We start from the raw sequence: 11,990 nt of genomic DNA on the forward strand, positions 1-11,990 counted from the left end.
GGCAAGCCCGTAAAATCGTGCATTTTCCGCCCGCCGAGCAACAGCAGGCATCCTTAGTCATGGAGCGGATCAAGACAGCCATCGTGGGAGCGAGCGGATACACCGGGCAGGAATTGCTCCGGCTCCTGCTCGTGCATCCGAATGTCGAACTCGTCGCCGCGACTTCCCGCCAAGAGGCCGGGAAGCCGCTTTCCGCCGTGTTCCCGCGCTTCCGCAAGCTGCTGGGCGCGGAGCTGCCCTTCATGGAGCCGGATCCGGATGCGATCGCCGCCACCGGGGCCAAGGCCGCTTTCCTCGCCCTACCTCACGGCGTGGCCGCGGAAATCGCCACCGCCCTGTTGGAGCGCGGCTTGAAGGTCATCGACTTGAGCGCGGACTTCCGGCTCAGGGATGCCGCGGTCTATCAGGAATTCTACGCCCACGAGCACCCCGCCCCGGCGCTGCTGGAGAAGGCGGTTTACGGCCTGCCGGAGATCCGCGGCGAGGAAATCGCCAAGGCCGACCTGATCGCCTCGCCCGGTTGCTATCCCACCAGCATCATCCTGCCCCTCGTCCCGCTGCTCCGGGCCGGTCTGATCGATCCTGAGACGATCGTGGCCAACTCGATGAGCGGCGTCAGCGGTGCCGGCCGGAAGGCGGATCTCTCGCTGCTCTTCTGCGAGTGCAACGAAAGCGCCCGCGCCTACGGCATCCCCAAGCACCGCCACCTCTCGGAAATCGAGCAGGAGCTCTCGCTGGCCGCCGGTGAGCCCGTGGTGATCACTTTCATCCCGCACCTGATCCCGGTGAATTCCGGCATCGCCACCAGCATCACCGCCAAGCTCCGCCCCGGCACCACGCTGGCCGCGGTCGGCGAGGCGATGGAGGCAGCCTACGGGACGAAGTCCTTCGTCCGCCTGCTAGGCCCGGGAGTTTGCGCTGACACCAAACATGTCACCCGCACCAACTTCATCGACATCGGTTGGGCACACGACGCACGTACCGGCCGGATCATCCTCACCAGTGCCGAAGATAACCTTGGCAAGGGTGCCGGATCCCAGGCGGTCCAGTCATTCAACCTCATCTTCGGCCTCGGCGAGACAGCCGGGTTGCAATCGGCGTGAGATTTGTTCAGCCTCCGCGTCCCACCCTTGCAAACCCAGTCATGGATTTTCCCGTCTCCCGGATTAAAGGCGGTGTCGGAGCGCCGCGCGGTTTCCGATGCTCCGCTATTTCCTGCGGGATCAAGAACCCCGCAGCAGAGCGTCTCGACCTCGCGCTGATTTACTCGGAGCATCCCTGTAGCTCGGCTGGAACCTTCACTACCAACCGCGTGAAAGCCGCGCCGGTGAAGCTTTCCCAAGCACACCTGCGCCAGGGCGATCTGCGCGCGATCATCGCCAATAGCGGCAACGCGAACGCTTGCACCGGCGTCCAGGGCATCAACGACGCCAAGCTGATGTGCAACGGCGTGGCCAAGCCACTCGGTCTGAAGCGCGCCGAAATCGGCGTCTGCTCGACCGGCGTGATCGGCCTGCCAATGCCCATGGTCCGCATCGAGCCCCGCTTCGAAGAGCTCGTCGAGGGTCTCGAAGCCGGCAAGGGCCCGGAAGTCGCCCGCGCCATCATCACCAGCGATACCCGGCCCAAGGAAATCGCCATCTCCTTCGACCTCGGCGGTCATCGCGTCCGCATCGGCGGCTGCGTGAAGGGTGCCGGCATGATCTCGCCGAACATGGCGACCATGCTCTGCTTCATCACCACTGACGCCAACATTCCGACCGGCAACCTGCGCAAGGCCGTCTCCGAGTGCGTCGACGAAAGCTTCAACCGCATCACCATCGACGGTGACATGAGCACGAATGATACCGTGCTCGTCCTCGCCAACGGCCGCTCCGGCATGCCGCCGATCCGCCGCGGCAGCTCGCTGTGCAAGCAGTTCCGCGACGCCCTGCGCTGGGTCATGCTGGAACTCGCCCAAGCGGTGGTGAGGGACGGCGAGCGCGTGACCAAGTTCGTGACCGTGGAGGTCCAGGGTGCCCGCACCTACACCGATGCCAAGCTGGTGGCCGAAGCCGTCTGCAAGTCCGCACTGGTCAAGTCCTCATGGAACGGCGGCGACCCGAACTGGGGCCGAGTCCTCCACGCCGTCGGCTACTCCCGTGCCCGCATCCGCGAGGAGCTGGTGGACATCTTCTACAACGGCAAGCCCGCCTGCCTCGGCGGCCTCCAGGCCCCCACGCCGATGGATGAGCTGCGCCAGATCGCCGCTGAGCCGGAGTTCCGGATCAACATCCACCTCAATCAGGGCGATGCGGACTATATCATGTACTCGAGCGACCTCTCGCCGGAATACATCGACTTCAACCGCTCCGAATACGCCTACTGGAAGCAGGCCCGGAAGGACGGCTTGGTCTGAGCAAGGACGGACGACGTGGTCCGGGATTTCAGATTTGAAATCTCAAATTTGAGATTTCAAATTCCCTGACTCCAGATTTCCGGTTTCCGGCCCCCCGCCCTAACTTTCCTCCGCGTCCACGACATTTTTCACTTGGAACAACCAGCTTTGTTCCGCAAAGCTTACTGGCATGACGACCCATGAGGAGGCCGCCGAGCAGTTGCGGGTGATTCGGACCATGATGGAGCGCGCGACGATCTTTCGCGCGTTGTCCGGGGAAGCCGCCCTGATAGGCGGGGCCATGTCCCTGGCCGCCGGCTGGCTCTCCGAAGGCAAAATCGGATGGCGCTGGGGTAGCGTCTGGCTGATCGGCCTGGGCGTCGCGATTACCTTCGCGGTCTGGCAACTTCTACGTCTCTCCCGCTCGAACGAGCGTCCCATCTGGTCGCACGGCTTGAAGGTAGCGCTTCGCGGTTCGCTTCCCTCGCTTATCTCCGGGGGCTTCCTGGGCCTGATCTGCCTGAAGTACGCGGGCCGCGGCCCGGACTCGGTGAATGCGGAGTTCCTAGCCGCCTCCTTCTGGGTGCTGCACTATGGACTCTCCCTGCTGGCCATCCGGGAATTCGCGCCTCGCTCGATGGTCTGGCTCGGCTCCGCCTTCGTCATCGCTGGCCTGGCCGGCTTCGCCTGCAGCATCCCGATCCAGTCCGCCTATCCGATGGTCCACCGCCTCGGTGCCTCCGGTTTGATGGCCGCGACATTCGGAGGCTTCCACTTGCTCTACGGAGCCGCCATTGTCACCACCACACCGCGTGACCGGCCGGGCGCATGATTGATTTTTCCAAACTCGACAAAACCATCCACGAGAAAGCCCGGCTCGGCATCATGACCTTGCTGGCCTCGCGCGGGGATCCGTGGCCATTCCAGGACCTCAAGCTCGAGTTGGAAATGAGCGACGGCAATCTCATCACCCACCTCCGGACCCTCGAGCAGGCCGGCTACCTCACGGGCGAAAAGCTCACCGGCGATGGCCGCCCGCAGACGCTCTACACGCTCACCGCTCCCGGCCGGAAGGCCTTCGAGGATTACCTCTCCATCCTCGAACAGATCCTCAATCTCGGGAAATGAAGCGCCCACCGCTGGCGAAACTGCTGCGCACCGTGGCGGTCGGCGGTTTGCTCCTCGCTTGGCTCGGCATCATCTGCCGCGGCCGCGATAGCTGGATTGTCCCCGCCGTCATCTACTACGCCACCCCATGGCTCCTGCGGCTCTTCGCGGGCCTGCTCGCCGTCTTTGCCGTGAAGCACTGGGGCCTGCGCCTGATGGCGGCCACCTGCATCCTCGTTTCCGTGATCGAAGGATGGCACTCCTTCCGCCTCGATCCCCCGCCCGCTTCCATCCCTGCCGGCACCCTCCAAGCCGCCATCTACAACACCGGCCGCAGCCTGGAGGGAACGCCCGAGGTTTGGCCCGTGATGGCGGAGACCGACATCACCGCCGTCGTCGAGTCCGGTGACTTCACCGATGAGAAATGGGCCGAATTCACCGCTGCCACCGCCGGCATGGAGTGGCAGAAATTCAGCGGCACCATGCTCGGCGTGCGTGGCAAGATCCTCTCCCACGAGTCGCTCGGGCTGTGGAACTTCTACAAGTGCTACCGCTGCCGTGTTTCCCTGCCCGCCCACGGCGAGCTCACGGTGATCGTGGTGGATATCGACTCGCAGCCCTGGCGTCCCCGGGAAAAGACCATGGCCGGCATTCTCGCCGCCGCCAAGGAGGACCCGAAGGCCATCGTACTCGGTGACTTCAATACTCCGCCGGAAAACCAATGGTGCCGCAGCTGGCAGCCGACCCTCACTCTCGCGAACAACAGCCCCCATCGCGGCTTCCGCGAAACCTGGTGCTATGGCCTTCCCCTCCTCACCCTCGACCAGATCTGGCTCGGCAAGGGGTGGCAAGCCACTTGGACCGAGCACAGCCAGCACGGCTCCGACCACTCACGGGTGAAGGCACTGCTCGCCCCCGCAAGCTAGTTCTTCCCGCCTTGCATTGACTAACCCGCATCTGGAGGATCACCGCGAACGTGGAAACCGAGGTCCTTGCCCAATTCCGGAAAACCCGCGAGGCGGCGAGCGAGGAGGAATGCTATCGCCTGCTCTGCGCCCTCCGGCCGGACCAGCTTGCCGCGGAAGAGCTCGCGGAAATCGTCCGCTATATCGAGTCCCACAAGCAGATCGACACGGACTTTCCGCGGCACGTGAACATCTTCGGCACCGGTGGAGACGGGACCATCAATCTCTCCTCCATGGCCGCGATCCTCGCCGCGCGCTTCATCTGGGTGGTGAAGATGGGCACGCGTGCGGTGACGGGGAATATCGGCAGCTCCGACTTCATGGCCGGACTCAGCCAGCACAGGGAGGGCGCCCCGGCCTTCGCGAAGATCCTCGCCGGGGGCCGCTTCCGGTTTTTCCGCCTGAGCGAGGCGGGATTTGCCTACCGCGAGGAACTCCGCCAAGCGCGCCGCCGGATCCACCGCGAGGGCATCCCGGATCTCTACAAGATCGTCTTCCCTTTCGCCAACTACACCAACCCGCTGGTCCAGATCAACGGTGCCGCGAAGGAGATCTACTTCGCGCGCTTCAGCGAACTCTGCGCCGCGCTCGGCAGAACCGCCTGCCTGGTCCGCTCTGCGGTGGGGGTCGATGAACTGCTGCCGGGTAAGAACCGCATCGCCTTCTTCAACAGCGGAGTGCGGCACTTCGATGCCGAGTTCCTGCTCCTACCGGAGCATGAGACGGGAGGGCTGGATCGCTTCCGTGAAGCTGGCTCACCCCGCGCTGCAGTGGATCTGTTCCTGGACCTGTTGGAGGGTCGCGCCGCGCCCTTCCTCCGCGACACCATCCTGCAAAACGCCGCTCTTATCTTGGCCTCTGACTCACTCGCGGGTGGTGCCGAAGCCGGGATCGATGAACTGATGAGCGGGCATTTTTCCCGGCTCCGCGCCCTTCTCCCATGAGTTCCTCCACTCCTTCCTCCAAGCTCGGCAGGCGAGGACTCCGCAATGCCACGATCGTGGCTGCGGCCATGGCGGCGTTGCTGTTCTTCCTCTACTTCCGCATGGAGAAGTCGCAGCGGGACAACATGGCGGATGAAATCTTCGGCGGTCTGGCCGGGGCGGCAATCCTCTATGTCGTCTCGGTGGGGGTCGCCTATGCGACCTGGCAATACCGTGAGGCGCTGGAGACGGAGAAGGAGGAGCGCCTGGTGGAGAGGCTCGATGCGAAGAACAAGAGCGGCGTGCGCTCCTCCAGCCTCGGTCTACGCTTCGATGAGGTGATCACGGGTATCGCCAGCTCCCCGGAGACCGTCATCGTGGAGACTTGGCTGGACGACAGCACCCTCAAGCTGCTCGAACCGGCGATGCTGGAGTCGCTCGGGAAGTCCCGCACGATCCGCGTCTACATCCTCAATCCCTTCTCACCCTCCGTCACCCGCCGCGGCCGCGACCGTGAGAATAAGAAAGGACCGGAGGAAAACCGCCAGTCGATCTGCGGCACCTTGGAGTATCTCTCGCGCCTGGCGGCGAAGGCGCGGCCATCCCCAGCCTTGCTGCCGAAGCCGGGATCGCAGCCCGGCAAGCTGGAGGTCTTCTGCTACGATTCCCTGCCCAGCTTCTCGATCTACTCCTGGCACGACCGCGCCTTCGTCGGTTTCCACTTGGAAGGCGTGAAGTCCTCCGAGGGCACCCATCTGGAAGTGGACCTACGTGTCGGCCTGGGACCGCAGCTGACCGCGCACATCGCCAATCTCGGGCAGATGCCAAGCCTGGTGCAGATTGACCTGACGCGCCCGATCGAATCGCAGATGGAGACTTTGCGGCTGGCAGTTCCGGATTGCCCGGTGAGCGATTCGGAGATTGCCGCCGCGTCGCCATCGAAGACCTTCAAGCCGCTGCGCTATCTGGTGCCCTCTACGCTGCTGGGTATCGCCCTTGGCCTGAAGGCCAAGCGATCCGGCAAGGAAGACGGAGAGGAGTAGAGACGCAGAGGCCTGAATCGTTGGTGGTTGTGAGCGCCCGCTACCGCCGTCCGGGAACCTCACGGGGAGATCGGTCGGGGACCTGCCATGGGAAGATCCTTCCTCTTTGCTGCCTCGGCCTCGATGCCGAGAACCTCGCGGATCTCGATCGTCCGCCGGCAGCCGCCCATATGTCCGAAGTTTCCAGTCTCGCTGGGGATGCCGGTGAAGCGCAGGACGTAGGATCTCCAGCTCCGCGTGGTATCCGCCTCCCCGGTAGGCAGCAGCTCACCTAAGTCGATGGCCTGCCACTTCTCGAATCGAGGGAAAATTCCCAAGGTCTTGCGTCCGGTGGCCACCATGATCCAGCCGGCTTCAAAGCCGTACAGATATATGCCGCGAGCCTCGACGAGCCGGCCCGGCACGATTTCCCCCGTTGTCGAGCCGATCTGCCGGAGCAGGCGGCGACCTTCGAGAAGCGAGCCGATGATGAGGGCCAAGATCAAAACCAACATGGTTCCGCACCAAGCGGGCCCCAGAGCCTCCGGCCAGAACCACCCGATCACGAAGAAGGGGGACACTCCCGCTAGCACCACGAGAATCGCCATGCCGAGAAATAGAAAGGCGACCCTACGATCCGCGGCTTTTCGTGCTTTCCGGGCTGAGGCCTTGGTCATGATCTCCGGTTCCGATCCTATCCCAATCTGCCCGCGGGCACAGTCCGATATTTTGGAAAGCACCACCAGCTTCCCGAACGAACGCCTTGCCCCCACCCCGGCGGCCATCTACACCTCGCCCCGCAATGGCCTCGATCAACTCGAACTTCCTGAAGCTCAAAGCCGGTTACCTGTTCCCTGAAATCGCCCGCCGGGTGAAAGCCTTCTCGGAAGCGAATCCCGACAAAGCCCCACGCATCATCCGCTGCGGCATCGGTGACGTGACCGAGCCGCTGCCCGCCGCCGTCCGCGCCGCGATGCACGAGGCGATCGACGAAATGGGCGTCCGCGAGACCTTCAAGGGCTACGGCCCGGAGCAGGGCTACGAGTTCCTGCGCCAGGCCATCGTCGACAACGAGTTCGCCGGCCTCGGCATCTCCGCCGATGAGGTCTTCATCTCCGACGGCTCGAAGTGCGACACCGGCAACATCCTCGACATCTTCGGCAAGGGCAACGTGATCGCCATCACCGATCCGGTCTATCCGGTCTATGTCGACACCAACGTGATGGCCGGCAACACCGGCGACGGGGATGAAAAGGGCGCCTACGGCGGCTTGGTCTACCTGCCCTGCAATGCGGACAACGGCTTCGTCGCCGACCTGCCGAAGGAGCGCGTCGATCTCGTCTACCTCTGCTTCCCGAACAATCCCACCGGTGCCGTGGCCACCCGCGCGCAACTTGAGGCCTGGGTGAAGTACGCGAAGGAGAACGACACCATCATCTTCTTCGACGCCGCCTATCAGGCCTTCGTGCAGGACGCTTCCATCCCGAAGTCGATCTTCGAGATCGAAGGCGCGAAGGACGTGGCAATCGAGTTCCGCTCTTTCTCGAAGAATGGCGGCTTCACCGGCGTGCGCTGCGCGTATGTGGTGATCCCGAAGAGCGTCACCGGCAAGGACGACCAGGGCAATCGCGTGCCGCTCCACCAACTCTGGAGCCGCCGCCACAGCACCAAGTTCAATGGCGCCAGCTATCCCGTGCAGAAGGGTGCCGCCGCAGTCTTCTCCGAGCAGGGCAAGGCCGAGGTCAAGGCGCTGATCGAGCACTACATGGGCAATGCCAAGCTGCTGGTGGAAGCCGTGAAGGCAGCCGGCCTGCAGGTCTTCGGCGGCGTGAATGCGCCCTACGTCTGGGTGAGCTGCCCCGCGGGCCTCAGCTCTTGGGACATGTTCGACAAGATGCTTGGCGAAGCGCAGGTGGTCATCACCCCGGGTGCCGGCTTCGGTGCTGCGGGCGAGGGTTGGTTCCGCATTTCCGCCTTCAACTCCCGCGCGAACGTCGAGGAAGTCTGCAAGCGGCTTGCCGCGCTGCTGGCGTGAAATGAGGCAGGGACCGCTCTCCGGGCGGTCCGGCTTCTAGCGGCCATATCCAATCAGAAGGTGCCCGCGTGACCCGAATGACTCCGGACTCATCCAGCGAAGGAGTTTCCGGCCGGGCCATCCGCGGGCACCTCGATCTGCGCTGCGAACTGCGAGCGGATGGCACGCCGTATCTCTCGCGCCAATCCTTCCGTGCGCCCATCCATCTCAGCAAACCTCACCTCGATGAGTCTGGCGCGCTGCTCGTTCACCTCGTCAATCCCACTGCGGGCTTCTTCGACGGCGACCGCCTCGACCTGCAGGTGGAAGCGGGTCCGGGCGCACGCATCGTCTTGAGCACGCCCGGGGCCTCGCGCGTCCACCGTGCCCGCGGCGAGTCTCCCGCGGTCTGCAGCCAGCGCCTCAGCGTGGAGCCGGGTGCTTTCGCGGAGTGGATCCCGGAGCCCTTCATTCCGCAGGCCGGTGCACGCTACCATCAGCAGACTCGCATCGATCTAGCCGCGGATGCCGGGCTGATCTTCTTCGAATGGATCTCCCCCGGCCGCGTGGCCCGCGACGAGATCTTCCAATACGAGAATCTCCGCTGGGAACTGGACCTTCACGTGGCAGGCCAACTCGTCGCTCGCGAGCGCTACACGCTGGCACCGGATGACCACAGTCTAACGGCCCTGCGCGAGCGCTTTCCCGCAGGCCACTATCTCACCGCCTACGTGGCTGGCATACCCGCAAATTCTTGGCCCGCCGAATCGCTCGACGCCCTCACCAACGAGCGCGTCTACCTCGGTCATGGTCCTCTTCCAGGTGGCGTTCAGATCATTCGTGCGCTCTGTGCCGATGCCTTGGCGGCGCGGGAATTGGTCAATACCCTCCGCGGCTTGCTCTATGCTGCGCTAGCGGTTCCGGCCCCGCGACTGGGTCGCTTGATCTAGGCGATCTGGTGACATTTTTGTCAGCCCGCAGAGTCTTTCCTCTGCTTGGGGTCAATAAACTGACCTGCGATGACAAAACATCCGGATATATGAGCTAGGCTCATCGTCCCGGCTGTTAGGGCGGATTCGGATTCCTGTCATACGCGGTTCATCGGTCAAACCATTGGCCACGTGAATGCTCATGGGGTTCTGCGGGCAAGCCTCCCGCCAGAACCATACCGACAACCATGAAGACACCTGTGAATGCCATCCTCAAGAGCGCCCTTCTGGCCAGCGTCCTCGGAGCCTCGGCCTCCCATGCGGGGGAAGTAACGACGACCACGACGCCTGCGCCAGCACCGGCTCCCGAGGAAGACTTCTTCTCCGGCACACTCAGCCTCGACCTTAATTCGCACTTCGTTTCCTACGGCTTGGATGTGTGGGGGGATGGCAATGACCTTGAGGGCCCGACCTTCAACCCCGCCCTTGAGCTCACCTGGCAGTTGCCGGCCAACTTCTCCTTCATCCTCGGCACCTGGTGGGACGTGAATGGCAAGGTCCCCTCCGCCATCGGCGGCGACCTTCAGGAAATCGATATCTGGGCTGGCCTCGGCTACAAGTGGGACAAGCTCAGCATCACCGGCCTCTATCAGAACTGGAACTACGGCAGCGGCAACGAACAGATCGTGGACGTCAAGTTCGCCTACGATTGCTTCCTCAGCCCCTCGCTCCTGATCCACAACCGCGTCGATCCCGGTGCTTCCGGCGGTCACAATGGCACCGTTATCGTCGCCGGTATCTCGCACTCGGTCGACGTCGGTCCCGTGACCCTCGCCTTCCCGCTGAACGTCGCCTTCTTCACCGATGACGACTTCCACCCGGGCAGCGTCGATTCCGGCCTTGGTTACGGCTCGCTGGGGATCAATGCCACCCTGCCGCTCACCTTCCTGGGTGACAAGGGCGGCGAGTGGAACATCCACGGCGGCTTCACCTACTACCTCACCGACAACGATGTGGTGGGCAACCCCCGCTCCGGACGCCCGGATGGTGACTTCTTCACCTCCAACATCGGTATCGGCTGCGCCTTCTAAGGCGTCCCCCCTTTCCTTGGTATCCATCGGTTGCTTGCGGGAAGGTCCGTTCCAGGTTCCCCCGGGAACGGGCCTTTTCGCCGCTGCTTGCACCATTTCTCCCCTCCCCCCTTCTCTAACAACCCAATCATCGCCTCAACTCTCATGAACCGTTCCGCTTTCCAAAAACTCCTCGCCATGGCCGCCGTTTCGGCCGTCGTCTCCGCGGCTTCTGTCCGCGCTGAAGAAACCGTCAAGGTCGGCGTGCTCCACTCGCTCAGCGGCACCATGGCCATCAGCGAGACCTCGCTGCGTGACGTGCTGCTCTACACCTTCGACGAGATCAACGCGAAGGGCGGCGTCTTGGGTAAGAAGATCGAACCCGTCGTCGTCGACGGCGCTTCGAACTGGCCGCTCTTCGCCGAGAAGGCCAAGCAACTCCTCGATCAGGACAAGGTGGCCGTGACATTCGGCTGCTGGACTTCCGTCAGCCGCAAGTCGGTGCTGCCGGTCTTCGAAGAAAAGAAGGGCCTGCTCTTCTACCCGGTGCAGTATGAAGGCGAGGAACTCTCCAAGAACATCTTCTACACCGCCGAAGCCGTGAACCAGCAGGCAACTCCCGCGGTCGACTACATGCTCGCGGAAGGGAAGAAGAAGTTCTACCTGCTCGGTTCCGACTACGTCTATCCGCAGACCACCAATCTGGTGCTGCTCGAGTATCTCCGCAGCAAGGGCGTGCCGCTCGAGAACATCGGCGGCGGCTTCCGCAAGGAAGGTGACGAGATCGTCTCCGCTGGCAAGTACACTCCCTTCGGTCACACCGACTACCAGCAGATCGTCGCTGAGATCAAACAGTTCGCCGCCGGTGGCAAAGCCTGCGTGATCAATACGCTGAACGGCGATACCAACGTGCCCTTCTTCAAGGAATACGCGGCCGCCGGCCTGACCGCGGAAACCTGCCCGGTGGTCAGCTTCTCGATCTCGGAAGACGAGTTCCGCGGCCTCCCTGCCAAGCAGCTCGTCGGCCAGCTCGGCTGCTGGACCTACTTCCAGTCGATCAAGAGCCCGGCCAACAAGAAGTTCGTCGACGGCTTCCAAGCTTGGCTGAAGACCACCAAGACCCCAGGCATCGTGAAGGAAAACCGCGTCACCTGCTCGCCGATGGTGCTGAGCTACGACGGCGTCTACCTCTGGAAGAAGGCGGTCGAACAGGCCAAGTCCTTCGATGTGGAAAAGGTGACGGCCGAGCTTGAGAAGGGCATCTCCTTCGACGGCCCCGGCGGCACCGTGACCAGCCAGAAGAATCACCACGTCACGAAGAACGTTTACATCGGCGAAACCCGTGCCGACGGCCAGTTCAAGATCCTCAAGGAATTCAAGGGCGTCTTCGGCGAGCCCTTCCTGAAGGGCACCTTCAAGGCCGCCGCCGCAAAGTAAACGTGTAAGCGAGAGATTTCAGCCGGTCTTCATAGCAGATACGACTTGGCTCCCCCCAGGGTTCGCGCCCACCCCCGTCCGGTTCGCCGGCCGGGGGTTTTCTTTTGCCGGGAGCCAGCATTTACACACGATTTACCAAGGATCGG

At 63.3% G+C, this 11,990-nt stretch carries 12 protein-coding genes; 11 read left to right on the top strand and 1 reads right to left on the bottom strand.

Features of this window, described 5'->3' with window-relative positions; all coding sequences use genetic code 11:
- The first annotated feature begins 17 nt into the window (after positions 1 to 17).
- The 7 genes from argC (at position 18) to BV071_RS15640 (ending at position 6,415) form a co-directional block, all read left to right on the top strand.
- The gene (gene argC, locus BV071_RS15610; protein ID WP_265594492.1) at positions 18 to 1,103 is read left to right on the top strand and encodes an N-acetyl-gamma-glutamyl-phosphate reductase; all 1,086 of its coding nucleotides are present in this window, start codon (positions 18 to 20) and stop codon (positions 1,101 to 1,103) included.
- A 41-nt stretch (positions 1,104 to 1,144) separates the two neighbouring features.
- A complete protein-coding gene (argJ, locus tag BV071_RS15615) occupies positions 1,145 to 2,398 on the top strand; it encodes a bifunctional glutamate N-acetyltransferase/amino-acid acetyltransferase ArgJ (protein WP_035608979.1) in 1,254 nt (417 codons plus the stop codon).
- Between the two features lie 169 nt (positions 2,399 to 2,567).
- On the top strand, positions 2,568 to 3,209 hold the full coding sequence (locus BV071_RS15620) for a hypothetical protein (protein WP_035608981.1): 642 nt from the start codon (positions 2,568 to 2,570) through the stop codon (positions 3,207 to 3,209).
- Positions 3,206 to 3,505: a transcriptional regulator gene (locus BV071_RS15625; RefSeq protein WP_035608983.1), complete on the top strand. Its 300-nt coding sequence runs from the start codon at positions 3,206 to 3,208 to the stop codon at positions 3,503 to 3,505. Before BV071_RS15620 ends, BV071_RS15625 begins: the two co-directional genes overlap by 4 nt.
- Positions 3,502 to 4,410 (top strand): endonuclease/exonuclease/phosphatase family protein, encoded by a 909-nt coding sequence (locus tag BV071_RS15630; RefSeq protein ID WP_035608985.1) that lies wholly within the window; start codon positions 3,502 to 3,504, stop codon positions 4,408 to 4,410. The genes BV071_RS15625 and BV071_RS15630 overlap by 4 nt, the downstream gene beginning before the upstream one ends.
- 50 nt (positions 4,411 to 4,460) lie before the next feature.
- A complete protein-coding gene (locus tag BV071_RS15635; protein WP_035608986.1) occupies positions 4,461 to 5,393 on the top strand; it encodes a hypothetical protein in 933 nt (310 codons plus the stop codon).
- On the top strand, positions 5,390 to 6,415 hold the full coding sequence (locus BV071_RS15640) for a hypothetical protein (protein ID WP_035608990.1): 1,026 nt from the start codon (positions 5,390 to 5,392) through the stop codon (positions 6,413 to 6,415). Before BV071_RS15635 ends, BV071_RS15640 begins: the two co-directional genes overlap by 4 nt.
- Before the next feature lie 59 nt (positions 6,416 to 6,474).
- On the opposite strand, the gene BV071_RS15645 is transcribed toward BV071_RS15640, so the two are convergent.
- The gene (locus BV071_RS15645) at positions 6,475 to 7,002 is read right to left on the bottom strand and encodes a hypothetical protein (protein WP_265594493.1); all 528 of its coding nucleotides are present in this window, start codon (positions 7,000 to 7,002) and stop codon (positions 6,475 to 6,477) included.
- A gap of 194 nt (positions 7,003 to 7,196) precedes the next feature.
- Here BV071_RS15645 and BV071_RS15650 point away from each other — a divergent pair, with 194 nt between their 5' ends.
- The 4 genes from BV071_RS15650 to urtA all read left to right on the top strand — a co-directional run bounded on the left by BV071_RS15650 (position 7,197) and on the right by urtA (position 11,844).
- Entirely contained in the window at positions 7,197 to 8,429 is a 1,233-nt protein-coding gene (locus tag BV071_RS15650) for an LL-diaminopimelate aminotransferase (protein WP_035608995.1), read from the top strand.
- Between the two features lie 77 nt (positions 8,430 to 8,506).
- A complete protein-coding gene (locus BV071_RS33060; RefSeq protein WP_052573406.1) occupies positions 8,507 to 9,358 on the top strand; it encodes an urease accessory protein UreD in 852 nt (283 codons plus the stop codon).
- Positions 9,359 to 9,585: 227 nt separating this feature from the next.
- Positions 9,586 to 10,428, top strand: coding sequence for a hypothetical protein (locus BV071_RS15660; RefSeq protein WP_035608997.1), 843 nt, complete (start codon positions 9,586 to 9,588; stop codon positions 10,426 to 10,428).
- 177 nt (positions 10,429 to 10,605) lie between these two features.
- Entirely contained in the window at positions 10,606 to 11,844 is a 1,239-nt protein-coding gene (gene urtA, locus BV071_RS15665; protein ID WP_343123404.1) for an urea ABC transporter substrate-binding protein, read from the top strand.
- Positions 11,845 to 11,990 lie beyond the last annotated feature (146 nt).

This window comes from Haloferula sp. BvORR071, from assembly GCF_000739615.1.
Taxonomy (GTDB): domain Bacteria; phylum Verrucomicrobiota; class Verrucomicrobiia; order Verrucomicrobiales; family Akkermansiaceae; genus Haloferula.